General features: G+C 60.2%; 20 protein-coding genes, 1 tRNA gene and 1 pseudogene. 10 read left to right on the forward strand and 12 right to left on the reverse strand.

All coding sequences use genetic code 11. From position 1 onward, the window contains the following. Positions 1-116: 116 nt before the first annotated feature. The 5 genes from CRX69_RS23045 to CRX69_RS23065 form a co-directional block, all read right to left on the reverse strand. On the reverse strand, positions 117-1,142 hold the full coding sequence (locus CRX69_RS23045) for a sensor histidine kinase (RefSeq protein WP_107322928.1): 1,026 nt from the start codon (positions 1,140-1,142) through the stop codon (positions 117-119). A 9-nt stretch (positions 1,143-1,151) separates the two neighbouring features. Beyond that, entirely contained in the window at positions 1,152-2,612 is a 1,461-nt protein-coding gene (locus CRX69_RS23050; protein WP_107322929.1) for an ATPase domain-containing protein, read from the reverse strand. Next, a complete protein-coding gene (locus CRX69_RS23055; RefSeq protein ID WP_240539572.1) occupies positions 2,609-3,043 on the reverse strand; it encodes a hypothetical protein in 435 nt (144 codons plus the stop codon). Before CRX69_RS23055 ends, CRX69_RS23050 begins: the two co-directional genes overlap by 4 nt. A 173-nt stretch (positions 3,044-3,216) precedes the next feature. Next, the gene (locus tag CRX69_RS23060; protein ID WP_076386320.1) at positions 3,217-5,379 is read right to left on the reverse strand and encodes a methyl-accepting chemotaxis protein; all 2,163 of its coding nucleotides are present in this window, start codon (positions 5,377-5,379) and stop codon (positions 3,217-3,219) included. A 533-nt stretch (positions 5,380-5,912) separates the two neighbouring features. Next, positions 5,913-7,130, reverse strand: a complete 1,218-nt coding sequence (locus CRX69_RS23065; RefSeq protein WP_107322930.1) for an MFS transporter — start codon at positions 7,128-7,130, stop codon at positions 5,913-5,915. Positions 7,131-7,457: 327 nt separating this feature from the next. Between CRX69_RS23065 and CRX69_RS23070 the strand changes: the two genes are divergently transcribed. The 3 genes from CRX69_RS23070 (at position 7,458) to ggt (ending at position 11,680) form a co-directional block, all read left to right on the forward strand. Further along, complete coding sequence (locus tag CRX69_RS23070) at positions 7,458-9,515, forward strand: methyl-accepting chemotaxis protein (protein WP_047229445.1); 2,058 nt, start codon at positions 7,458-7,460, stop codon at positions 9,513-9,515. A gap of 103 nt (positions 9,516-9,618) precedes the next feature. Further along, positions 9,619-9,695, forward strand: a tRNA-Met gene (locus tag CRX69_RS23075). 143 nt (positions 9,696-9,838) lie between these two features. Next, positions 9,839-11,680, forward strand: a complete 1,842-nt coding sequence (gene ggt, locus CRX69_RS23080) for a gamma-glutamyltransferase (RefSeq protein ID WP_107322931.1) — start codon at positions 9,839-9,841, stop codon at positions 11,678-11,680. A 74-nt stretch (positions 11,681-11,754) separates the two neighbouring features. Here the strand turns inward: ggt and CRX69_RS23085 are convergent, their stop codons facing one another. The 4 genes and pseudogenes from CRX69_RS23085 to CRX69_RS28340 all read right to left on the reverse strand — a co-directional run. Continuing rightward, positions 11,755-11,979, reverse strand: coding sequence for a helix-turn-helix domain-containing protein (locus CRX69_RS23085; RefSeq protein WP_047229383.1), 225 nt, complete (start codon positions 11,977-11,979; stop codon positions 11,755-11,757). A 7-nt stretch (positions 11,980-11,986) separates the two neighbouring features. Beyond that, positions 11,987-12,541 carry a DUF2975 domain-containing protein gene (locus tag CRX69_RS23090; RefSeq protein WP_107322932.1) on the reverse strand — a complete coding sequence of 185 codons (555 nt, stop codon included), beginning with the start codon at positions 12,539-12,541 and terminating at the stop codon, positions 11,987-11,989. 91 nt (positions 12,542-12,632) lie between these two features. Then, on the reverse strand, positions 12,633-13,064 hold the full coding sequence (locus CRX69_RS28335) for a methyl-accepting chemotaxis protein (RefSeq protein WP_373685103.1): 432 nt from the start codon (positions 13,062-13,064) through the stop codon (positions 12,633-12,635). A 108-nt stretch (positions 13,065-13,172) separates the two neighbouring features. Beyond that, positions 13,173-13,949, reverse strand: a pseudogene (locus tag CRX69_RS28340) (PAS domain-containing protein); the annotation flags it as partial. Positions 13,950-14,169: 220 nt separating this feature from the next. Here CRX69_RS28340 and CRX69_RS23100 point away from each other — a divergent pair. The 3 genes from CRX69_RS23100 (at position 14,170) to CRX69_RS23110 (ending at position 17,547) form a co-directional block, all read left to right on the forward strand. Then, positions 14,170-15,588 (forward strand): short-chain fatty acid transporter, encoded by a 1,419-nt coding sequence (locus CRX69_RS23100; RefSeq protein WP_076386741.1) that lies wholly within the window; start codon positions 14,170-14,172, stop codon positions 15,586-15,588. Positions 15,589-15,699: 111 nt separating this feature from the next. After that, the gene (locus CRX69_RS23105; protein WP_047229380.1) at positions 15,700-16,857 is read left to right on the forward strand and encodes a hypothetical protein; all 1,158 of its coding nucleotides are present in this window, start codon (positions 15,700-15,702) and stop codon (positions 16,855-16,857) included. Between the two features lie 174 nt (positions 16,858-17,031). Further along, positions 17,032-17,547, forward strand: coding sequence for an SET domain-containing protein (locus tag CRX69_RS23110; RefSeq protein ID WP_107322934.1), 516 nt, complete (start codon positions 17,032-17,034; stop codon positions 17,545-17,547). A gap of 10 nt (positions 17,548-17,557) precedes the next feature. Here CRX69_RS23110 and can read toward each other — a convergent pair whose 3' ends face one another. Then, positions 17,558-18,202 (reverse strand): carbonate dehydratase, encoded by a 645-nt coding sequence (gene can, locus CRX69_RS23115; RefSeq protein WP_047229378.1) that lies wholly within the window; start codon positions 18,200-18,202, stop codon positions 17,558-17,560. Positions 18,203-18,334: 132 nt separating this feature from the next. Here can and CRX69_RS23120 point away from each other — a divergent pair, with 132 nt between their 5' ends. Then, complete coding sequence (locus CRX69_RS23120; RefSeq protein WP_076386330.1) at positions 18,335-18,739, forward strand: serine kinase/phosphatase; 405 nt, start codon at positions 18,335-18,337, stop codon at positions 18,737-18,739. 280 nt (positions 18,740-19,019) lie between these two features. Here the strand turns inward: CRX69_RS23120 and rimI are convergent, their stop codons facing one another. Then, positions 19,020-19,472 carry a ribosomal protein S18-alanine N-acetyltransferase gene (gene rimI / locus CRX69_RS23130; RefSeq protein WP_047229376.1) on the reverse strand — a complete coding sequence of 151 codons (453 nt, stop codon included), beginning with the start codon at positions 19,470-19,472 and terminating at the stop codon, positions 19,020-19,022. Then, positions 19,465-20,250, reverse strand: a complete 786-nt coding sequence (locus CRX69_RS23135; protein WP_107322935.1) for an energy transducer TonB — start codon at positions 20,248-20,250, stop codon at positions 19,465-19,467. The genes rimI and CRX69_RS23135 overlap by 8 nt, the downstream gene beginning before the upstream one ends. Positions 20,251-20,430: 180 nt before the next feature. Between CRX69_RS23135 and mksB the strand changes: the two genes are divergently transcribed. The 3 genes from mksB to mksF are packed head-to-tail and all read left to right on the forward strand — an operon-like array spanning position 20,431 to position 25,239. Then, on the forward strand, positions 20,431-21,711 hold the full coding sequence (gene mksB / locus CRX69_RS23140) for an Mks condensin complex protein MksB (RefSeq protein ID WP_047229374.1): 1,281 nt from the start codon (positions 20,431-20,433) through the stop codon (positions 21,709-21,711). Beyond that, entirely contained in the window at positions 21,701-22,402 is a 702-nt protein-coding gene (gene mksE, locus CRX69_RS23145; protein ID WP_047229373.1) for an Mks condensin complex protein MksE, read from the forward strand. The genes mksB and mksE overlap by 11 nt, the downstream gene beginning before the upstream one ends. Further along, the gene (gene mksF / locus CRX69_RS23150) at positions 22,399-25,239 is read left to right on the forward strand and encodes an Mks condensin complex protein MksF (RefSeq protein ID WP_047229372.1); all 2,841 of its coding nucleotides are present in this window, start codon (positions 22,399-22,401) and stop codon (positions 25,237-25,239) included. Before mksE ends, mksF begins: the two co-directional genes overlap by 4 nt. Positions 25,240-25,331 lie beyond the last annotated feature (92 nt).

Genomic DNA, 25,331 nt, shown 5'->3' on the forward strand with positions numbered 1-25,331 from the left:
ACCTGAAAATAATTGGGGAAGTGATCCTATAATGTTTCCGAACGCGTCATACGCATCGAATTATTACAGAATCTGACATCCCCGCACGCGGCGGCAGATGGGACGACCGCGCAGCTTCATGGATTTGCCAACGGCAACCTCACCACGAACTCGCTCCCCTTGCCATCCCCCTCACTCTTGCCGACCACTGTGCCACCGTGGCTTTCGACCAACTCGCGCACCACCGTCAAACCAATGCCCAGGCCAACGCCGTTGAAGCCGATGGCGTGAACATCCTGCACAAAGGGTTCAAAAATAAACGGCAGCGCCTTGGCCGAAATACCTATGCCGGTATCACGGATGCTGACCTGCAAGACACTCCCTTCGACGATAACCGACAATTCGACGGTGCCGCCCACAGGGGTGTATTTGACCGAATTACCCAGCAGGTTGCCGAGAATCTGAGCAAGCCGTACCGGATCGCCGTACACCAGCAGGGCACACTCGGGCAGTGTGGTGCTGAACAGCAAATTGCCGCTGACCATGGCCGGTTTACAGATATCGATGGCCTCGCGAACGATCTGCACCATATCGACAATCTGGCAATCGAGGCGAAACTTGCCGGTGCTGACGCGGGAGACATCGAGCAAGTCCTCCACTAATCGAGACATGTGCCGGACCTGACCTTCGATCAGCTTCTGCATGCGTGGCAACTCCTCACTGGGCACCCGCACCAGTCGGCCGGCAATCATGCTGATGGGCGTCAGCGGATGACGCAGTTCGTGGGCAACCAAAGCGAGAACGCTACGCTGGCGCTCCAGCGCCCGTTCGGCCGCGTCTTGCAGATGCTGCGCGCTAAGGGCGGCAATGACCAATTGCTCATTGGCCTCGCGCATCTGCCGATACAGTTGTTGTTCTGCCTGCGTGGAAGGTGGCTTTTCAGCCTCGGACTGGGCCGACAGGATCGCCAGGACCAGTTGCTGATTGGCCTCGATCAGTTGCTCGACATGTTGCTTGTCGGCAAGTTGGGTGTTGGCGTCGTTCAGCTCCTTGCGCAGCGCGGCCAGCACCGCACGCGCCTCGACAGTTTTCTGGCCGAGCAGGAACAGCTCGCGAGCGGCCATCGCCTTCGCCTGCTCATTCCCGCCATTGGCCTCATTCATGATGATGCCTCATCCAGTACCTTTGCCAGACAGCTGCCGGGTAGGCCGGCCTCCGAGCAAACCTTCCTGATCCGGCAACATGTCACCGATCTGCAAACCGCTATCGTCAATGCTGTAAAGGCGTAACTCATCGGAGTGAGCGCTGGCCCGCACCTTGACCACGGCCATGATGCGCAATAAACGGCTTTGCACTTCAATGTAGCGCTGAACGATGATTGCATCGGTGAGAAAAGCCGTGCCGTAAGGACTGAAACGCAGATCCGTGTAGCGATCCTCCAACTCCGAGGTCAGCAATACACTGACACCGGCGCTGGTCAACGCGGTGACCATGCGCGACAGCGACTCGCGAAAGTCTTCGCGAAAGGTCGGCGCCAGGGCCAGTTCGAACCCCGACAGCGAGTCAATCACCACCCGTGTGGCGTTCAGGCGAGCAATCTCGCTCAACAGCAACTGCACGATCTCGTCGATGGACAGATCTGGAGCACGGCTATCCACCAGCCCGACTTTGCCGCTTTTAATCAAGTTTGAGAGGGTGGCGTTCTGGGAGTGATTCGGGCGCTGCTCGAACACGGCGATCACGCCGTTTTCACCGTTTCGCGCGCCTTCAGCGAGAAACGATGCCGCGAGAATGCTTTTTCCAGAACCCGACGGGCCAGCAACCAACAGGGAGTAACCGCGCGGCAGGCCACCGCCGAGCATTTCGTCGAGCTGTGGCACACCCATTCCCAAGCGTTTGATGGGGAACTCCAGCGGGGCTTCGACCGGATTGTAGGGCGCAGGGGCAAATACCTTGATTCCCGATGGGGCGATACGGAAAGTGTGCAGACCCGGCAGCGTTGGCTGGCCACGCATCTTCATGATTTCCATCTTGCGCACCATGGAATTGCGCTGAACGCTCTGGCGCAGCCAGATCAGTCCGTCGGCCACGGTGAAAATCGGGTTGGTATCGGTTTCGGTAAAGTACTCACCAATCAGGAAAGTCGTGGCCTGCCAAGTGGTCATCAACATGCCCAGTTGCTGGACGAACTGCGGCAAGTTGTTATTCGGGTTGTCCTGGGTCTGGCTGGCCAGCACCACCGAGCGGAACGAGTCAACGAACACCAGCGCCGGGGAGTGCGCCTCCACCTCGCTGACAATGCGCCGCAGCACTTCGTCCAGATCCCCAGCCAGGGTGTCGTCAGCCAGGTTGACGTAGCGGATCGAATGATTGATCGCGTCGCTGTCGAAGAAATCGAACTGCTGCTGATAGCGCAGCATCTTCAGTGGCGGCTCACCCAGCACGGTAAAAAACAGCGCCGGACGTGAGGGGGTCGCCAGGGCAAACATCATCTGGTGCGCGAGGGTGGTCTTGCCGCAACCGGGTGGGCCGGCGATCAGATTGAACGAAAACTCCGGCAATCCTCCGCCCAAGACCTCGTCCAGTCCTGGCACGCCGGTGGCCAAGCGGTTGATAGTCACTTTGCTGCTCATGGCGAATTTTCCTGCGAATGGGTGTCGCTCAAAGAAGAATCCCACACGCCACGAAGCAAACGTGCGGTAAGCGAGGGTCCGATCAGCGTGGTCAGCAACTCATAGAAAGTGGTCAGCAACATTTCACCGAAAAACCGCGCATCGGCTTCGTTTTGCTCAACAAGCACTGAATTCAGGGCGGTCAGAACCATGCCGGACGGCACCTTGTTGCAGGTGCTGGTCAGGCGCGGATGAGCGGCCCCGCATAGATGCAGGCTGCGGCGATACAACGCGACAACCCCTTGCTGACCAATGACAGGCGTCAGGGCCACTTCTATATCCTGCAAAATGGAAACGATCGCGTGGGCGGTCTTTGCAATGTCAGCGTTGGGGCCAACGCGGTGCGCCAGAGAAGCTACGATCTGACGGCTCTCTTCGCTTAGCGTGGACATGGCTAACTGATATCCGATGGGCGAGTATCGATAGTACACCCTCGGGGGCGTTATCGAGACCCTATTGGACAAAGCAATGCAGATGCGGTCATTCAAGAACTGGATTGAACTGTGGCGAGGGAGCTTGGTCCCTCGCGCAATAAATCTTGAGTCACGCGTGGCCAGGAAACCCACTACCCCCTTTTGACTTTGAAGCGCCCCAGCACGCGCTGCATCAAAGATGCTCGCTCCGAAAGATCCTTGGCCGCCACCGCGCACTCTTGTGAGTTGGACTGGTTTTTCTGTGTCACTTCATCGATCTGCTCCAACCCGATGCTGGCCTGTTGCAGGCCTGAGGCTTGCTCGCTGGAGGCTTGATAGATCAATGAAACCAGGTTGGAAACAGCACTGGTTCCGCTGACGATGTTTTTCAGCGATTCGGCGGTCCGGCCTGCGATGATCATGCCGCGTTGCGTTTTGCTCGAGGAGTCGGCAATCAATGCAGCCGTCTGCTGGGCGGCCTCGGCGCTGCGGGCGGCCAGGCTACGCACCTCATCCGCCACCACCGCAAAACCACGCCCCAACTCACCTGCCCTGGCGGCTTCGATAGCCGCGTTCAACGCCAACAGGTTGGTTTGCGCGGCGATGTTGTCGATGGTGGTGATGATCGCGGTAATGTCTTTGCCCGAATTGTCGATTTCGGCCATGGCGGCAATCAGCTCACTCATCAATTTGTCGCTTTCCCCGGCATCGGCCCGTGATGCCTGGGACTGCTCATCGGCCTTTTTGGCATTGGCGGCGTTGTCCCGGGTCTGTGCGGCCATTTGTGTCATCACCGCGCTGATTTCAGTGATGGACGACGCGGAATTGGACGCCCCATCGGACAATGACTGGCTCAGGTCGGTAACCTGCGCCGAGCTGCCGGTGATCTGGGTGGCGCTGGCCTGAACTTCGCCAATCAGTTGGTTCAGATTACCCACCATCTTCTCCAGTGACTTGCCAAGGGTATCGTGGGGCGAGGACAACCGGACCTCCAGGTCCAGATCACCTTCGCTAATGCGCTCAGCCACCCTGACCTGCCGTTGCAGGCTTTCAGACATATCGTTGAGCGCGACAGACAACTGGCCCACTTCGTCCTCGGATTTCTGCACCAGGCGACGCGAGAAATCTCCCAGGCTGATGTTGGCTGCCAAGGCGGCGGCTTCGCGAATCGGCCCAACGATTTTTGCGGCGGCAAACCACAGGGCGACCAGCGCCAACAGCGAAACGCCCAGGCCAACCGACACCTGCCAGATGCTGTTGCTGATACTGCGCGCCTGTAACTCCTGCTCCAGGGCAATGGCCTGAGTCATGACCACAGCCTTTGGCAGGCGAATCAGCACCGCCCAGGGTTTACCTGTGCGCCCCAGCTCAATGGGCATCAGCACTTCGATATGCTGGGTGTGCGGATTGAGCAGACCGTCACCACGGCCACTCTGGATATCGCGCAGTACTTTCTCCCAAGAGTCAGGCAACAAGGCCTTGATGGGCTGGCCGATCAGGTCGGTACGCTGACTGTCCGCGACCACCAGCCCCTGGTTACTCAGAATCGACACCGTGCCCTTGCCACCGTAGAGATCGGCCGACATCTGCTCGCTGAGTTTCTGGATAAAGTCGATATCGAAGTCAGCGCCGACCACGCCGTAGAACTTGCCATCGGATACGATCGGCACCGACAAAGTGGTCAGCCATACGTTTTTGCCCTGAACCACATAAGGAATGGGGTCCAGCACGCTTTCCTTCAGAGTGTCGCGTGGGCCGCTGTACCACCCCCCTTTGGGTACACCGTTCGGGTGGCGATCCGGGGAGTCATACTCGACCAATGGCTGTACTGCCACATGTCCGCCAGCGCTGCGCGTCCAGTAAGGCGTGAAGCGCCCGGTCAACGGATTACTGCCGTCCTGAGCATTGCGCAACACAAGATCCTGACCATCCAACGCGTCCGGTTCCCAGCAGGAGTAAGTGCCATTGAAGTCCGGGTTATCTTTTAGAACGCTGAGCAATACCGTGTTGATCTGCTCACGTCCCAACGCCAAAGGGCTCTGCGAAGCCTTGCTGGAGGCAAAGGTATTGGCCATGGTGCGGGCCGCATCCAGAGCATTTTGCAACTTGGCCTGAATGGCATTGGCACGGGACTCGGCCAGGTTCTGAATTTCCCGGATCGTTGATTCTTCAACCAACGCCGAGACTTCGGTCGCCACGTATTGCTCATTAGCCCTGGCGGTAAAGAGCCCGTAAATAACCAGGCTAATTGATGAAACAAACAGACATACGCCTGCCGTGACACAAATGCGTGCCTGCAACGACTTGAACTTCATATCATCCCCTGCCTGATTATTTTTATTGCCAACGTTTAAGACGACAGCCTCAAACTTGTGCACGACACGGCAAATAACAATCGCTCACGGCTGTTTACGCTGTCCACGAGGCAATCGCCTTGAACGGACGCGGCGATACAACTGCTTTATAAGTATTTGAAGCGTGGCAGGTAGGGGCGTGAGTCACCTCACCCGAGGGGTGAAGGTATTCAGATCAAGAGCCGAAGGCCTTATGTCCCAAGACAATAAGAGCGGCGGGTGGAAAGAATGTGGAAAGCTGCTTTCCGGTCACCCCAGCGGACTCCCTTGAAGATTGCCGCTGCGTCCATTCAATCCATCAACCACAGCAGCAAATTAACATGACCGACTTTTATACAAAATCAAACTTAAGACTTATACAAAACGGTACTTTAGTCGCGGTTCCAAGCAACTAATCAAATCGCTCTGGTGGGCGGGTATTTTTCAATGCTTTGAAATTCAGTTGTTTCGCAACGACCGGCGGGGCCCACTCGCCTCCGCCGGTTGAGTACACGTCAGTTTTTTCTGCTTCTGGGCAGAAAAATCGCCAGGGCTCCAAACAACGGTAAAAACGAGCACAACCAATACACATACTCGATGCCGCGGATGTCGGCCAGATGCCCCAGCAGCGCGGCGCCAATCCCGCCGAAGCCAAACATCAAGCCAAAGAACACGCCGGCAATCATGCCGACGTTACCCGGCACCAGTTCCTGGGCATACACCACGATGGCCGAGAATGCCGAAGCCAGGATGAAGCCGATGACCACGCTGAGAATGCTGGTCCACAGCAGATCAACGTAAGGCAGGATCAGCGTGAACGGTGCCACGCCAAGGATCGAGAACCAGATCACCGCCTTACGCCCGATCCTGTCGCCTATCGGACCGCCAAAGAAGGTCCCCGCCGCCACAGCGCCGAGGAACAGGAACAGATACAACTGCGACGACGCCACCGACAGGTCGAACTTCTCGATCAGGTAGAAGGTGAAGTAGCTGGTGAAACTGGCCATGTAGAAATACTTGGAGAACACCAGCAAACCCAGCACCGCCAATGCACTCAAGACCCGGCCCCTGGACAGACCATGAGTGGCCGCCTGGCCTTGCTTGAGCTTGAACAGGTTCAGGTGATTGGCGTACCAGCGGCTGATGCGGTACAGCACGAACAGCGCAAACAGTGCGAACAGGCCGAACCAGGCCACATTACCTTGCCCGTAAGGAACGATGATCGCCGCCGCCAGCAACGGGCCGAAAGCAGAGCCGGCGTTACCGCCGACCTGGAAAGTCGACTGCGCCAACCCATAACGCCCGCCCGACGCCAGGCGTGCGACTCGCGAGGCTTCAGGGTGAAAGGTCGAGGAGCCAATACCGATCAGACCGGCGGCCAGCAGGATCATGGCAAAACTGCCAACCATGGACATCATCACGATCCCGATCAGCGTGCAGACCGTACCGGCCGGCAGCAGCCAGGGCTTGGGGTGCCGGTCCGTGTGATAACCCACCCAGGGCTGCAGCAGCGATGCCGTCAACTGGAAGGTCAGCGTAATCAAGCCAACCTGGGTGAAGGTCAGCCCATAACTGGCCTTGAGCATCGGGTAAATAGACGGCAGTACCGCCTGGATCAGGTCGTTGATCAAATGCGCCAACGCCACGGCACCGATGATGCGCATGACCAAAGGGCTGCTTTGAGGTGTGGCAGGGATAGACGCGGTATCGACCTGGGTATCGCTGATAGCCATGGGAGTTTCCATACGGGGTTTGCACAGGAAGCGGATTCATCAATGTGCCATTTTTCGGTGCAGCAAGGCTATCCCCTTAGCTTGCTATCGACTTGAAATATTGTCAGCGAGCTCGGTAATAGCGCAAAGCCATGGTCTGAATCTTGCCTTGTTAACGGTCTACAACGCGGCCCCTTACAAAGGGGACCGAGAATGGGAAGTTTCGCTACAGAGCCAGCCTACAGAGCGGGCCTGGACAAACTTTCGAGGCCTTTTAAAAGGGCACCTGTTTCGGCACTGTGTCGAAACGCACAAAAATAGTGCAAAGGTGTTCAGGGGAGTATGGGCATGCAGGCTTTTCTATCACCGGGAATCAGGTTGCTGGGGCGTTTCGGCTTTGCCCGAAAATTTCAGTTGCTGTTCCTGCTTTTCATCCTGCCACTCATGGGCAGCCTGTGGATCATCGGCCAGGACTATCGCGACAAACTCAGCCTGATTTCCGAAGAACGCGCCGGGGTTCGCCAGTTGCTGGCCCTGGATAACCTGGACAACCTGCTCGCCGCCCAGCGCAACCGCGCGGCCCGTTGGCGAGCCACGGAAACCAATCGCCAGGCAACACCCGCAACGCTTGCCGCGATGGCGGCTTTCGATGCCGTGCAGCCGGCCCTCAACCAGGCCGCCAATGATCTGGGCAGCACCTTGCAAACCGAAGGTGCCGAAGCCGACACCCTGGCTCGCTTCCAAACGTTGCAAACCAGTCTCAATGGTCTTGATTCGAAAAGCCTGGGCACCGTCGGTTGGTGGCCGGACGGCTATGACCGCTTCACTGCGGCCTTGAGTGCCCTGCAAGCTTTGCGCGAGCAGATCGTCATGGACAATCGCCTGACCCTCGCCTCCTGGCTGGAAACCTACCTGCTGATCCAGATCTCGACCCAGCAGACACCGGACCTGATCGAGCGGGTCGGTCGCCTGGCCAGCGTTGGCCAGGCCTCCGTTGTGTCGGGTCAGTTCACCCTGCAAAGCCGCCTGCAATTGCGCGACCTGCGCAGCCGGATCGGCGATGCCCGGGATCAACTGGTCAAAACCGGTGGAGTACTGCAAGCGCGCCTGCCGAACGAACTGCAAGCCTGGGCCGGACAATTCCAAGACAGCCTCAAGCATCTGGATTCCGGCCTGAAAGTCCTGGATGAAGGGGTCTTCGCCGGCTCCATCAGCCTCAAGCCGGAAGAATTCGAGAAACACATGGATGCGCTCCTGGCGGACTTGGCGACCTTGCGCCAGCAGTCTCTGATGGCTCTGGATGCGCGACTGGACCACTACCACTCCTCGGCCATCCGCCAATTCACCCTGGTGGCCACGGTGCTGGGTTGTCTGCTGTTGGCCGCGCTTTACCTCTTCGTCTGCCTGCAAGCGTCCATCCGCCGCAGCGCCAGTGGCATCACATTACTGGCCGAAGCCCTGCGTGACGGCAACCTCAGCCTGCAAGTGCCGGTGCAAGGACGCGACGAACTGGCGGCCATCAGTACCGCTCTCAACGTTGCAGTGGTGCAGTTGCGCAACAGCCTGTTGGGCGTGGACCACGAAACGTTGCAGTTGAGCAATGCCGTTCGCACCCTCAACACGCACTCCAGCGGCGCCCTGGGCGAAGTCGAAGCCCAACAGATGCAGATCAGCCAGATCGCCGCGGCCGCCACGCAACTGGCCGCCACCTCTCAAGGGGTCGCCAGAAGCTGTGAGCAGGCCTCCGACAGCGCCCAGCAGACCCGGCGTATCGCCGCCGACAGCAGCCGCGACAGTCAACGCACTACGGCGAGCATCCAGCAACTCAACCAGCGCCTCAACGAAACCGCCGCCGCATTGGGCCGGGTCAGCGAACAGGGGCAACAGATCCAGATGGTGGTCGACACCATCCGCGGCGTGGCCGAGCAGACCAACCTGCTGGCCCTCAATGCCGCCATCGAAGCCGCTCGCGCTGGGGAACAGGGCCGTGGTTTCGCGGTGGTGGCCGATGAGGTACGCAGCCTGTCGCAACGCACCCAGTCCTCCACCCAACAGATTGCTGGCACCGTCGACAGCCTGCGCGCTACGGTCAACGAAGCGGTCAGCCTGATGGAAGCCGCATGCGGCCAGGCCCAGACCGACGCGCAAGCCGTTACCGGCCTTGGCGAGCGCCTGGGAGAAATTGCCAGCGCTGTGCAGAGCGTCACCGACACCCTGGCGCAAATCGCCACCGCGGTGGACGAACAAGCCAGCACCGCCGACGAGGTCAGCGGCAATATCCAGCAGGTCGACCAGGCGGCCATGCGATTGCTTGAAGGGGCACGCGCCGTGAACCTCGCGGCGGATACCTTGAGCCAGGGCAGCCAGGCCCTGAGCGCCAACACAGGGAGATTTCAACTCGGTTGACGGCTATTTGCGGCGAGGATTGATAAGCGGTTGAAAGCGCTGAGAAATATTTCAGATTTACGCTTGACACATCTTCGTTACCGGCGAATAATGCGCGCCACTTGGCTACATAGCTCAGTTGGTTAGAGCATAGCATTCATAATGCTGGGGTCCGGGGTTCAAGTCCCTGTGTAGCCACCAAGTACTAAAAACGGCTTATCGAAAGATAAGCCGTTTTTTTATGCCTTGATAAAAGCCGTCCCCCAAGTCCGCGCTGATTTGCGCCCGACGCCTCGCATCGCTACAGTCGATCCCTATCCCCTGGCCCACGGATGGAGCGACACATGCTTGCAGATCTGAAACCAAATCTTCATCGCCTGTCAGCCGTTTCGCTGCTGGCTGTCGCCCTGGCACTCGTTGCCTGTAAGGCCCCGCCCTCCTCCACAACCCCAGTATTGCCCGTCGCACCGGAGATCGCCTCCGGCTATCGCACCGACCTGCAGACCCGCCACGCCGACAAGCACATGGCCGCAGCGGCCAACCCGCTGGCGGCCGAAGCCGGGCGGCAGATGTTGCGGCGCGGCGGCTCGGCCATCGACGCGGCGATTGCCATGCAGGCGGTGCTGACCCTCGTGGAGCCGCAGTCCTCCGGGATCGGTGGCGGTGCATTCATCGTGTTGTGGGACGGCAAGGCAGTACGTACTTACGACGGTCGCGAAACGGCACCGGCCGGCGCCACCGAGAGACTTTTCCTGCAAGCAGATGGCAAACCCATGCCGTTTACCGCCGCGCAGATAGGCGGCCGTTCCGTGGGCACTCCGGGCGTGTTGCGGGCACTGGAACTGGCCCATCGCAAACATGGCCGACTTGAATGGGCCACGCTGTTCGAGCCAGCCATCGCATTGGCCGAACAGGGTTTTGCGATCTCGCCCAGGTTGCACTCGATGATTGCGTCCGACGCATCCTTGCCGGGGTCGCCGGACATGGCCGCCTATTTCCTGAACGCCGACGGCAGCCCGAAGGCGGTCGGCACCCTGCTGAAAAATCCCGCTTTGGCCGACGTGCTCAAGCGCATCGCCCGCGAAGGTCCCGACGCCTTGTACAAAGGGCCGATTGCCGAAGAAATCGTCGCCAAGGTGCAGAAGCATGCCAACCCCGGCAGCCTGTCATTGAATGACCTCCAGGGCTACGCCGCCCGGGAACGTGCGCCGCTTTGTACTGACTACAAGCGCTGGCAAGTCTGTGGCATGGCGCCCCCGTCTTCGGGCGGGATCGCCGTGGCGCAGATCCTCGGGACCTTGCAGGCATTGGAACAGCGCGACCGCCGCACGGCCCTCGCGCCCATGAAACCCGTCAAGACCGATAAACCCGCCGGCATTGAGCCGACGCCCGAAGCAGTGCACCTGATCGCCGAAGCCGAGCGCCTGACCTACGCTGACCGCGCCCTGTATGTCGCTGACTCGGACTTCGTCCCCGTACCGGTCAAAGGCCTGGTCGATCCCGGTTATCTGGCCAGCCGCGCGAGCCTGATCGGTCCACGCAGCATGGGCATCGCCAAACCCGGCACACCACCGGGCGTCCAGGTGGCATACGCCCCGGACCGTTCGCCCCTGCGCATCTCTACCTCGCAAGTGGTGGCAGTGGATGACCAGGGTGGCGCCGTGTCGATGACCACCACGGTGGAGTCGGCGTTCGGCTCACACCTGATGGTCCGGGGTTTCATGCTCAACAACCAGATGACCGACTTCTCGTTCATACCCGAAGAAAATGGGCAAAAGGTCGCCAACCGCGTCGAACCCGGCAAACGCCCCCGCTCGTCCATGGCGCCGACCCTGATCTTCGATCGCCAGAGCGGTGAATTGCTGGCCGCTGTTGGCTCACCGGGAGGCTCCCAAATCATCGAATACGTCGCCAAGTCAGTGATCGGCCTGCTGGACTGGGACCTGGACGCGCAAGCCGCCATCAATCTTCCCAACTTCGGCAGCCGCAACGGCCCCACCGAACTGGAACAAGGTCAGTTCAGCCCGACGCTGATCCAGGCGTTGAAAAACAAAGGCCATGCCGTGAGTGAAATCGACATGACCAGCGGGACCCAGGCAATCGTCCGAGTCCGTGATGCCCAAGGCAAAACCTCACTGGCCGGTGGAGCGGACCCGCGGCGTGAGGGGCAGGCGCTGGGGGATTGAGCGTCGCGGCCATCCGACCGGTCTGCGAAGTCGCGTCGCCGCCCATCGCGGGCAGGCTCGCTCCCCCCAAGGGGTCAGGCCTTGGGGGGATCGCTCTGCGGTTGGTAAATCAGCAGATCGGCGGGCTGACATTGCAGATGGCTGCAAATGGCTTCGAGGGTAGCCAGGCGAATACCCTTGACCTTTCCTTGCTTCAACAAGGAAAGGTTGGCTTCCGTAATGCCTATCGCGGCGGCAAGGTCCTTGGATTTAACCTTGCGCGTCGCCAGCATCACATCAAGTTGAATAACGATAGGCATAGGGCTCTCAAACAAAAGTTCGGTTTTCTGAATCGACTTCACTGGCCCGGGACAATATCCGGGCAATGATTGCAATGCAGGCTGCAAGAAACAACGCGACAAACGACGGGGCGGTAACGCTGAGGGTAAGCAGACGCTGACCGACCGGTGCGTTGATCGTCACCAGCAGGCTGAGAAACGGCTCACACAGGAAATCCAGCAGCACCCACAGCGCCACAGCGCGACCTACCTTCCCCAGGCAAACGGCTGCTTCGCTGGAAAAATACTCGCCTTGGGCATATCGCTGGAACAACTGCCGCAAATGGCCCAGCCCGAACGCCAGGGCCAGCAGCGGTATGCTCGACAACAGCATTGCGCCAAGGCATTGCCAGCCAGTCAAGCGCATAGCCTCTGCTGACAAGCTCGACAGCTGTCGCTCGGTCAGAGCAAAGCCCAGACCGTATTCTGAAGCAACGTCAGGAAACAGCCAGACCCCGGCGTTGAGGACCATCATCGTGATAATGAAGACAAGTGTGATGACAGCCATGCGCTGGCTGTACAGGGCGAGACGATTCGAGGACATGGAAGGCTCCACAGAACAAAGGAAGCGCAAACCATAGCGGTGAAATTATCGCAGAACAATAATTAATATGTAAAAAACGATAACATCAAACTCAAGTCGACAACTGATTGGCAAACTGGCTCACGGCATCGACCACCTTCTTCGCGCCATCCTGAATCTCGACGATCACCGTCCCCGCCTCCGCTGCCAGGGCCAGACCCTGTTCGGCCTGGTGCTGGCCGTCGGTCATCAGTGCCACGGCGTTGCGGGCCATGTCCTGGTTCTGGCGAACCACGCCGACGATCTCATCAGTGGCCTGACTGGTACGCGACGCCAGTTGCCGCACTTCATCGGCCACCACCGCAAAGCCCCGGCCCTGCTCACCCGCCCGGGCGGCTTCGATGGCCGCGTTGAGCGCCAGCAGGTTGGTCTGTTCGGCAATGCCGCTGATGGTCTTGACGATGGTGCCGATCACCAGGGATTGCTCATTCAGGGCCTCGATGCCTTCGCCGGCGGTTTGCATGTGCCGGGCCAGGTCACGCATCACGCCCACGGCCTGGGTCACCACGGTGGTGCCGCGCTGGGCGCTGCTGTCGGTTTGCAACGAGGTGCTGTAGGCAATGCCGGCCGCCTCGGAGACAGCTTTTTCCTGGTTGACCTGATCAGTGATGTTCGTGGCGAACTTGACCACTTTGTACAATCGCTCGTTGGCATCAAGCACCGGGTTGTAAGAGGCTTCCAGCCAGACTTCACGGCCGTTGCTGTCCAGGCGTTTGAAACGACCGGCCACGAACTCACCGTTATTGAGACGCTGCCAGAACTGCTGGTAGGTGGCGCTGTTGTACTCCTCCGGTTCGCAAAACATGCGGTGATGCTTGCCCTTGATCTGCGCCAGGCTGTATCCCATGGCATTGAGGAAGCGATCATTGGCTGACAGTACGTGACCGCCCAGGTCGAATTCGATCACCGCCGTTGAACGCACCAGCGCACCAATGAGGTTTTCATGTTCACGCGACGCCTCGATGGTACGGGTCAGGTCGCTGGAATACATCGAGAAATAGCGGATTCGGCCATCAGCCGCCCGAACCGGTTGGAGAATCGAACGCAACCAGGCTTCCTTACCGTTGCCCCGGAGCAGCCGTACGGCGCCGGAGAAATGCTCGCCTCTAGTCAGCGCCGTCTTGAAACGCAACTGGAACTCATTGGATTTCAGGTAAGCCGGCACCAGCTCTTCGACAGACCGGCCGATGAGGTCCTGGGACTTGTAGTGCATTTCGTCGAGAAAATTCTGATTGACCGTCTGCACCCGCCCTTCGGCATCCAGAGTGAGGGCCAGCATCTCGCGGTCCAAACTCTCCTTCACCTGCACAAGGCTGGACAGTTCCTGGCGAAGAGCCGAAAGCTCCTGCTTCAAGCGTTTATTGAACATGGCATGCTCCGAGAGCAGGAGAGTTAGGTGGCCTGTTCTCTTGCCATCGGCTCGCCGATTTTTTTCTAAAGAGCGCCCCGGGCCGCTTCTGAAAATAATCCTGCGCGCTCGCGAACCCCGATTAGCCTCCCATGGTCACTGGAATGTTCCAGTGTTGGCGCCTGACGCCAAGACCCTGCCGCACCCAATACCCATAACCATAAAAATCGAGGTAATTGCCGTGACCACCGACATACAAGACAGCCGTTCCGCCCGCTTCGCCTTGCGCTGTTCCAGTTTTGCCGAGCGCTGGTTCCCTGACTCCTGGGTATTTGCCGCCCTGGCAGTATTGGTAGTCGCGGTGGCGACACTGTTCATCGGCGCCAAACCCACGGCCGCTGCCATGGCGTTCGGCGATGGCTTCTGGAGCCTGATACCGTTCACCATGCAGATGGCCTTCGTGGTGATCGGCGGTTACGTGGTCGCCAGCTCGCCGCCCGCCGTCAAACTGATCGATCGCCTGGCACGCATCCCGAAAAACGGTCGCTCCGCGGTGGCCTGGGTCGCATTGATCTCCATGGTCGCGTCGCTGCTCAACTGGGGGCTTTCCCTGGTATTTGGCGGTTTATTGGTACGTGCCCTGGCCCGTCGCACCGATCTGAAAATGGACTACCGCGCCGCGGGCGCCGCCGCTTACTTGGGCCTGGGCGCGGTTTGGGCACTGGGTTTGTCTTCCTCGGCGGCGCAATTGCAGGCCAACCCGGCCAGCCTGCCACCATCGATCCTGTCGATCACCGGGGTCATTCCGTTCACCCAGACCATTTTTCTCTGGCAATCGGGAGTGATGTTGCTGGCGTTGATCGTGATCTCGCTGATCGTGGCCTATGCCACCGCTCCCGGCCCGAACAGTGCCCGTGACGCCGCCGCCTGCGGGATTGATCCCAGCTTCAGCATGCCGGCATTGCAGCCTCGCACCCGCCCGGGAGAATGGCTGGAACATAGCCCGCTGCTGACCATTGCCCTGGCGCTACTGGCCGCCGGCTGGCTGTTCCACGAGTTCTCGACCAAACCTGCGATAAGCGCCATCTCCGGGCTCAACACCTATAACTTCCTGTTCCTGATGCTTGGCGCGTTGCTGCACTGGCGGCCGCGCAGCTTTCTCGATGCCGTGGCGCGCGCGGTGCCGACCACCACCGGCGTGCTGATCCAGTTCCCGCTGTACGGCTCGATTGCCGCGCTGCTGACCACGGTCAAGGGTAGCGACGCCCAGACGCTCGCCCATCACATATCCACCTTTTTCGTACAGATCGCGTCCCACGATACCTACGCCGTGTTGATGGGCGCCTACTCGGCGGTGCTGGGCTTTTTCATTCCTTCGGGAGGCGGCAAATGGATCATCGAAGCCCCCTATGTCATGCAGGTGGCCAATGATCTGAACTATCACCTGGGGTGGGCGGTGCAGATCTATAACGCCGCCGAAGCGCTGCCAAACCTGATCAATCCGTTCTACATGCTGCCGCTGCTGGGAGTGTTGGGGCTCAAGGCCCGGGACCTGATCGGTTTCTCCTTCGTGCAATTACTGGTTCACACGCCATTGGTGCTGGTGCTGCTGTGGGCGCTGGGGACGACATTGTCTTATCTGCCGCCCGTGATGCCATAAAGCCATAAAAAAGGGCCGATATTTTCGTCGGCCCACTTTTTCTTCGCTCCGGTCTGTTTCAGTATGGCTACACCCTGTTCGAGGGGTCCACACGCTGAAAAGGATCTGAGCATGTCCAAACTCGCCGTACTTTCTCTTGCCACCCTGGCCTTCAGTGCCGCCGCCCATGCCGACATCGATGTTCAGTTGGGCAGTACCGAACGCGTCACCCGTCTCTTCGCCTACCCCAACAACTGCAACGTCATTTGTTTTCGCAACTGGACGCTGGAGCAGACCGTTGAGCATTACCTGACCCAAAGCGTGCAGCGTGACGGCTACAGCGCGGCCAAGGTCAGCGTCAAAAGCGACAACGATAAGGTCTACGCCAGTATTAGCGGCGTGCCGCAAGACTACGGCAAACCGTTGACTGCGCTGCTGGATGCCGGTGACCTGGCATACAAGGGCGCCACCAAACTCAACAGCGATAACAAATGGGCCTACGACTGGTACCTGTTCCTGCCGCTGGGCATGGCCCTGGAGAACCGCAAGAGCATTGAGTTGCTGCACTTCCCGCCGGATTACTCCCTGACCCAGGCGCAGGACTACCTGGAATCGGCCACCACCGATCGCTGGGCCACGCTGCTGACCGCCAACGGCATCGCCGCCGAACAGACCCCGGCCTTCCAGACCATTGTCGACATCGCACCGATTGCGGCGCCATCCAATGCCGGCCAGGCGCTGGGCGGGGTCTACGACTATTTCAATGACTACCAGACCACCATGGTCAAGCAAGTCAGCCAGAACGCCAGCGGCGACGCCCTGCCGATGGTGGCCTTCGGTGCTCCCGTGCGGAACTGGATCAAGACACAGTACGGCCAGACCGTGGACGTGCTGGGTCTGGCGACCATTACGCCGACTGCGGGTGTCAAGGTTCCGGTCCTGGGCTCCAACCACCCGAGCTACATCTGGTATGCCGCCGACCCTGACAGCTACAACGGTGATCAGGCCAAGGCGGATGCGGCAGGTTTGAAAGTCATGGGGCAGGACCTCAGCGCTGCATGCTGGCAAGCCGGCATGGGCAGCAAACCGGGCACCGATCCGAGTGCGCAATTGAATCAATGCACACAGACCTGGCAGGTCACGCAAAAGGAAGAAACCTGTGAGCTGTTCTATACCTCGATCCGCAAGCTGTCTGCGGACGAAGCGGCGAAAAAATGCGCGGAGCCGGCAATCAAATCACAACTTCCACAATTGAAAGTCCCCATGCCAGCGCTGCCTGACGCGGTTTAAACCCCAAGGACTTTCCTGCGTAAGCCTGGGCTCACGCGGGAAAGCGCCTTTGGCTCCTGTCAGAGTCGACAGTAGATGGCGTTTCAAGGTTGCGCGAAGCTAGGCAGGTTTCAATGATCGCTGGCAGGATCGCCAGCGCCAGAAGGCCGAGCGTCCTACGCGACAGGGACCGTCATGACCACCTTCCTTGCAGACAGCGCATCCTCACCGAACGGGGACGGCATCTACCCCGAGAAACAACTCAGCACGCGCATGGGTTATCCATCCAGGCGCGATTTCGAAGTGCGCCAGACGACTAACGGCCGCGGCAATGGCATCGTCGCCCGCAAGCGGTTTGCGCCGTTGGAAAGGATGTGCAGGGTATCGGGGCTGATCGTCAGCCGACGACGCCTGCATACACTGCAGATCCTGCCGGACATCCACATGTATGACCCGCGCTTCGCCGGATTGCTGCAGCACTCCTGCAGCCCGAACGTTTTCCTGGACATGAGCGAACTGTGGTTATGGGCGTTGACCATCATCGAGGAAGGTGACTGCCTGACGATGGATTACGCCAGTACCGAACAGAAATTGTATCGACAGTTCGCCTGCCGGTGCGGTTCGTCCAACTGTCATGGCTGGATCACAGGCTATGACGAACCGCCCAACGAGCGAGGGATGAAATTTCTACGGCACTGGCGTCGCGACTGAATGAGCCGAATCAGGGCGCGCCGACCGGACGTAGCCGATACTGCGGCGGCAACTGCTCGAAACCGCTGATCGTCGTGTCCAGGCTTTTCCAGCGGCCGTCCTTGATCCCGTAGATACAGCCGTGAATCGACAGCTTCTGCCCGCGATGCCAAGCGTTCTGCACAATGCTGGTGTGGCCGACGTTGGCCACCTGCTGGATCACATTGAGCTCGCACAAACGATCCACGCGCTCTTCTTCGGTCGGCAATTGGGCCAACGTTTCGCGGTGCTCGTAGTACAGGTCGCGAATCGAACGCAGCCAGCCGTCGATCAGACCCAGTTGACGATCCTGCATCGAGGCACGCACGCCGCCACAGCCGTAATGCCCGGTGACCAGGATATGTTTGACCTTGAGCACGTCCACCGCGTACTGGATCACCGACAGGCAGTTGAGGTCGGTGTGCAGCACCACGTTGGCCACGTTACGGTGCACAAACAGATCGCCGGGCAGCATGCCGACGATCTCGTTGGCCGGCACCCGCGCATCGGAACAGCCGATCCACAGGTACTCAGGGGTTTGCTGACGGGCCAGCTTGGAAAAGAAATCAGGATCTTCCTGCTTGATCGCATCGGCCCAGCGCGCGTTGTTATCAATCAGATCTTGTAATTCGTTCATGCTATCTAGCCCTCGAGAATAGTGCGCAACTTTGACAGACGACCGCCCGTCGAGGTCACGTCCAGAATGCCGTTGGAATTCTCGCCACGGCTGTGGGTCCACCCAGTAAGCCCCACAGTATGAGGAATTGCCATGAATGATTCACGACGTCCTTTCGACGCGGTCCAGCCGGAACCCATCGACGATAACGAAGACCGCATGGGCTCGATGCATGAACTGGAATTCGACGAACAAGAGCCCAGCGCGAAAATCGGCGACGAACTGCCGGAAAATGAACGCGAACAGTTGATGCCGCGTGAACGCGTGCGTGAAGCCGGGCTGACAGGGGCTTCAACGGATGATCACGAACCCACCGACGACGACATGAGCCCGGAAACACTGATCCGCGAAGACGGTGCCCGGGACGCCCATGAAGCCGGTGACGACAAACGGGCGGACTGGGACCTGAGCGTAGTGGATGAAAATGACATTGGCGGGGGTGACGGGCTCGACGAAGCGGAAATGGCCGATATCGATCCGTTGGATGGCAAGCGGTAAGTGTCGATCGAGCTGACGCCATCGCGAGCAGGCTCGCTCCCACAGGTTCTGCGTCATAACCCAATGTCTTGAGCGATGCAGATCCAATGTGGGAGCGAGCCTGCTCGCGATAGCGGTGGATCAGTTTGCACTGGGGTTGAATGTGCCGCCGTCATCGCGAGCAAGCTCGCTCCCACAGGGTTTTGTGTTCGAGCGCAAATTTGATGCACACCGCCAAGCTCTCTGTGGGAGCGAGCTTGCTCGCGATGACGGCGTTGCGGTTAACCTCGATGTGGCAAGTTCAGTCCACCAAGGTACACGCCATGACCACCGCATCTTCGCGTCCGCCCACCGCAGGGTAGTAATCGCGGCGACGGCCGACTTCATTGAAGCCATAGCGCTCATACAGCCGGAACGCTGTGCGGTTGCTGTCACGCACTTCCAGGAAGCACTCCCGAGCCTCGGCCTTGTAGGCAATGGACATAAGATGCTCCAGCAGCCGCAAACCCAAGCCGCGCCCCTGGTTTTCCGGTTTGACGGTGATGTTGAGCAAGTGCGCTTCATCCAGGATGATCTGCACCACGCCGTGGCCCACTTGCTGCTGGCCTTCGAACATCAGCCAGATCTGGTACTTGCCCAGCCCGTCGAGAAAGATCCCTCGGGTCCAGGGGTGGCTGTAGGCCGCATATTCGATTTTCAGCACAGCGTCGAGGTCCGCCTCGGTCATCGGGCGGAACGATACAGCGTCACTCATTCGATTCTTTCCAACGCGCCATCAGCCGGCGCATGGCTTGCCAGACATCAGCCTTGCGCTGTGGCGTTTCCATTAACAATTCCAGGCCGGGCAACGCCCAGGCCGAGCCCAGGCCTTCGACCTGCAGTTCGCGATTGAATGCTTGAGCATCCACCTCACCCGCAAATTTCACCGCCGGCAGGCCGATCAGCCACAGGCACACGCAGGGCTCATCCTCAAGCCGCGCCGAGACAAAACCCTGGACAAAATCCCGCGCCGCTTCTGGTCCCTGGTCCATGGTCCCGCGAGACAACAACGGCCAGCGCACCGGCTCGCCAATGATCTGTGGGCTGTCCGGCAGACCGGCGGCGCGCAGCATGTCCTTGAGCAGCAGATACGCCGGATCGCGGCTTTGAAACGGTTCGCCCGTGGGCAGTTCCACCAGTAGCAGGCAACGTCCTGCCCGTAGCAGTTGCAGCGCGAAACGCGGCGGTGCGACGTAAGGGGCCTTGACCGGGGCCGGGGTCTCATCGGCGGCCTCTACCGGTTTGGCGTTGGTGCGGGTCGATGCCAGGCTCGGGCGCGGAACCTCGATCTTCGGCCGTTCGACCACGGGCGCCACCGGCTCGGCAACCGTCCTGGCCACGGGCGCGCTCACGACCGGCTCGATATCCAGCGGCTCGGGCGTTTCCAGCAGCTCGGGCCGCGACGGGGCGGCAAACGGCAATTCGGTACGCGGCAGCCAGTTGACCACCTGCATGGCGGTCAGATAGGCGCGGCGGCGGGACTCGATAAGCAAGGGTCGGCCACTTGTGGATAACTGAAAGTGGAAGGGATTCTACCGCCCTTCGAGACAGATCGCTTCCCTGTTGAATCAATAGTTGAGCGATTCAACCGACAGTCCGTCTCAGGGGTGAATCGCAACCGGCCTGATGCAGTACAATCGCCCCTTTTAATTGCCAACCCGACGGCCATTGCGATGATCGAACCCAAGCGCGTCTTGCGCGCCCTCGCTGAACACTGGGCATTGCTGGAACCTTTGTGCGAGCACTTCGACCAGGGCACCCTGAGCCTCAACGAATTGCGTTCACAATTGGCCGCCCAACAACTGGACAGCACGCCCCAGGACATCACCAACCTGTTGGACGTGTGGATCCGCCTGGACATCCTCGTACCGGTGGCGAAAAGCCCGAACCGTTTCGAGCTCAACGCCCAGATCCATGACTTCCTCGCCTACCTGCGCCGCGAACACCGTCTGGGCCTGTGCCTGGAGATCGAAGCCTACCTGCGCCACCTCGAGCGCCTGGCCGGCTACATCCAGGACGCGTTCGACATTCGCGACGGCAACGACCTGGCCCGCCAGTTGCGCCTGCTGGACATGCGCGTGCGCGACGTACTCAAGAAACTCGCCAACGACGAACAGGCCCTGGTAGCGGTGGCCGAACGGGCCAAGACCAGCGACCGGCAGATTCCGTTGCGCCAGCGCTACGCCGAAGTACTGGCGACCTGGGATGAATACGTCGAACCGATGATCCAGTTGGTGAACGCCGACGGTGCGTTCGAGCAAGGCGTGCGCAAGGTCGAGAATGTGCTGTTGCGCATGCTCACCGAACAGCAGCGCCTCGGCCACCTGGTGGACGATGACATGCTGCTGCGCACCCACGCGCGCATCCTCGAGATGCAGACCAGCGCCCAGTTGACCCTGCGCCATGCCCGCGAATTGCTCCTGCCGCTACGCGAAGAGGCCCGCCGTCACAACGCGGTGACCCGTGGCGCCGCCCTGGCCCTGGCCGCCATTCGGCGCAAAGGCCTCGATGCCGTGCCCCAAGCCGCCATGCCGCTGTTCACCCGCCCGCAAAGCACCTTCCTGGGCAGCGCCAGTCAGGTCGAAGCCTACGTGTACGCCCTGGCCCGTTTCGAACCGAAACCGGCGCGCTTCCCCAAGTCCCACAAGACCCACAAGGGCGGCGAGGCTCCTCGCGCGCCGCGCACCGTACGCGAGATGGTCGAGCGTTGCGAAGACGCGCTGCCAATGCCGGACCTGATGACCTGGTTGCTGGAGCAGGAGCCGGACGGCGCCACCGACGAATTACTGTACTGGTTCTCGCGCCTGTCGCGGGAAAAACGTTTCAAGCGCGAGCGTCTGGAACGCCGCGACTACCACACTCACGAGCATCAGGTCAGCCTGCGCTCCTTCGCCCTGCTCTCGGCCCGCGACACCGCCGCCGAGGATTCTGCGAGCATCCCCCATGCATCTTGATCTATCCGAACTGTCCCAACTGGCGCCGATTTTTCGCGAGCTGTTCAAGGGTTACCACGTCAGCCGCCGCGACCCGGAGCTGTACGCACAACTGTCGAACTTCCAGGACCAGTACCGCACGCTGTTCAAGGCCCTGGGTTTCGAACTGGTGTGCGACACCCGTGGTTTCTACTACTTCGTGCCGGACCTCGCCGCCGCTGCGGTGAACAAGACCGCCCAACGCCTGGCGCTGTTCACCTTCATCCTCGTCGAGCACCTGGCCGACCAGGGCCGCGACCCGATTGCCGTGCTCGACGGTGGGAGCCTGGGCCGCGATGAGCTGCCCTCGCTTCTGGAAAAGTACCGCGACCTGTTCCTTCAGGCCGAAGTGCAGACCCAGGAAGAGCTGGAAGAAAAAATCATGCGCCGCATGACCCAACTGGGTTTTGCCGGCGAAGAGAACGGTGTCTACCGCTTCCTGCCACCGATGCACCGTTTCCTCGACGTCTGCCTGTCGGTCCAGCAGGACCGCGACCTGGCCGCCAGCCTGCACAGCGTGCTGCCGTTGCCGGCGCCGGTACTGATCGACGAAGACAGCGACGAAAAGTTGCTGCAAACCGATGATCCGCTGGATCTGAGCGAATTCGAAGGTGAAAGCGAAGAAGACGCACTGGCCCGTGCCATTGCCGAAGAACAGGAGACCGACGCATGAGCAAGGAACGCTACGGCATCCGCCGCTTTGCCCTTTTGAACACCGCCGGCTACAGCCTGGGCCTGTTCCCGCTGGAAGAACCTCTGTCGGTGTACGGCGCGAACAACCTCGGTAAATCCGCGTCGATCAACGCCTTGCAGTTCCCGATCCTGGCGCGCATGTCGGACATGAGCTTCGGCAAGTACAGCCTGGAGCAATCCCGGCGGTTCTACTTTGCCTCGGACACCAGCTACATCCTGGTGGAAGTCGCCCTGCCCCACGGCCCGCACGTGATCGGTGTGGTCGGGCGCGGCCCCGGCGGCGGTTTCGGCCACCAGTTCTTTGCCTACGCCGGCAAGCTGGACCTGGCCCATTATCAGAAAGACGACACCTGCCTGCGTCAGAAAGAGCTGTTCACCAACCTGGAGCGCGAAGGCCTCAAAGCCTACGAACTCAAGCCTGATGAACTGCGACGCCTGCTGGTGGGCGGTCATACCTCGATTCCGCTGGACCTGACGCTGATCCCGCTGCGCTCCACCAGCGAGCAAAGCCTCAAGACCTTCCGCGCGCTGTTCATCAACCTGTTGCACATGCGCGAAATTACTGCGGCCAAGCTCAAGCAACTGTTCCTCGACGCGTTCGAGCACAGCCTGCGTTCCGGTAGCGTGGATTACATCGCCGCGTGTGAAGAGGCCTTCCGTGATGTACGACGCATGGAACAGGACTACAACTCCCTGGTGGCTGCCGGTCCGCTGGTGGAGGCCCTGGCCAATGGCGTGAAGCAGCGCGATGTACTGCGCGGCAAACTGCATCGCCTGTCACCGTTGCTCGACTCGCTGCTGGGCACCTGGTCGGACTACGCCAGTGCGCGCAAGGAAGAGCTGACCATCCAGGCCGAACACTACCGCAACGAGCAGGATTCGCTGCAGAACGACCAGCGCGGCGGCACTCAGGAGTTGATGCGCCTGGAACGGGAAATCAGCGGTATCCAGCGCTGGATTGGCGAACTGTCGGTGCTCAAGAACCGCTTTGCCCTGGTGGATGACGTCAAGGTCCTCGAGCAACAACTGCTCGCGGCCAAGGATGCACACGACGAACTGGCCGGTGCCCTGGCCCAGTCCCGGCAGTTCAGCGCCGAAGACCTGGATGAGCGCCTGCGGGATCTGGAAAAACGCCTGAAGTCGGTCAAGCAGCAACTCGATCACGCCGATAACAACAGCTACGCCCGCCTGCGGGAAGAATTCTCGCAACAGGACGTTGAACGCCTGATGCGCCTGTTCAACAGTGCGCTGTTCAGCCTGCCGCTGGGCGAGCACGGTATCGCGCTGGACGAGAACGGCGAGTGGGTCAAATCCATGGAGCTGATCCTCGACGGCTTCAAAGGTGAGCGTTTCGAAGTACCGGGCCTGTCCATCGACCTGTCCCACATCGAACCGCCTGCCCTGCAAGCCCTGGCCGATCGCGCCGCACTGCGGGACCAGAAAGAACGCCTGGAAAAAGAACTCAAGCAGCTCAAGACCCAGCAAGCGGTGGCCGCCGACCGCGCCGCGAGCAAGACCCAGACCGAGGCGCTGTACCAGCAGGTTCTGGATGCGCAGAAAGCCCTGGAAGACTTCCGCCGCACCCAGACCCTGAGTGCCGAGGAAGGCGAAAAGCTTGAGCAACTGGCGCAGATGGAAGCCGCCCAGGACGAACTCAAGCGCTCCAGCGATGCCTTCACCGAACGTGTCCAGCAGTTGTCCGCCAAGTTGCAACTGGTGGGCCGGCAGATCGCCGACATGGAAGCCAAGCAACGTACCCTCGACGACGCCCTGCGCCGTCGTCAATTGTTGCCAGCAGACCTGCCGTTTGGCACGCCGTTCATGGACCCAGTCGACGACTCCATGGACAACCTGCTGCCATTGCTCAATGACTACCAGGACAGCTGGCAGGGTCTGTTGCGGGTCGATGGCCAGATCGAAGCACTGTACGCCCAGGTGCGCCTCAAGGGCGTGGCCAAGTTCGACAGCGAAGACGACATGGAGCGCCGCCTGCAACTGTTGATCAACGCCTATGCCCACCGTACCGACGAAGCCCTGACCCTGGGCAAGGCACGGCGTGCGGCGGTGACTGACATTGCCCGAACCCTGCGCAACATCCGCAGCGACTACGACAGCCTCGAGCATCAACTGGCGCTGTTCAACCGCGAGATCAACAAGCGTCAGGTGTCCAACCTGCAGAGCTTCCGGATCGTCCTGGCGCCGAACAAGGAAGCGCTCAAGCACATCGACCAGATCATCCACAGCGCCGGCCAGTACGAGGAAGGCGAGACCCTGTCGGTGTTCGACCTCAGCCAGAGCGCCGAGCAGGACAACAAGAACGAAGAGGCCAAGGAATACCTGGCCCGCCTGGTGGCGGCCAACCACAACCAGCTCGGCCTCAAGGACCTGTTCGAACTCGCCTTCGAGATCACCAAGGTCAACGGCCAGCCCGTGATCCACACCGATATCGATGGCGCGGCGTCCAACGGCACCACGATGACCATCAAGGCGCTGACCAACATGTATTTGTTGCTGCACCTGATGGACCGCGAACAGGCCGGTCGCGTGCGTCTGCCGTACTACCTTGACGAAGCGGCAGACATCGACGAGAAAAACCAGGCCGCGCTGCTGGAAACCAGCTTGCAGCTGGGTTTTGTGCCGATCCTGGCCAGTGTGAAACCGCAAGTCTGCGCCAGCGTCGCCATCGACCTGGAAGGCGGCAGCGGCCCCAACGGCATCTACATCGACGAGGCGGACTGGAAGTACATCCGCCGTCACGATGCGGTGAAAGCCACGGTGAACGTGCAGGCCGACGAGCCGGAGCTGGATCCGGTTTGAGGTAAATAGCCGGACACAAAAAAGGCCGCGATCCAATGGATCGCGGCCTTTTTCATTGGGCTTTTTAGGATTGTCGCGAGCAGGCTCGCTCC

Source organism: Pseudomonas rhizophila (assembly GCF_003033885.1).
Taxonomy (GTDB): domain Bacteria; phylum Pseudomonadota; class Gammaproteobacteria; order Pseudomonadales; family Pseudomonadaceae; genus Aquipseudomonas; species Aquipseudomonas rhizophila.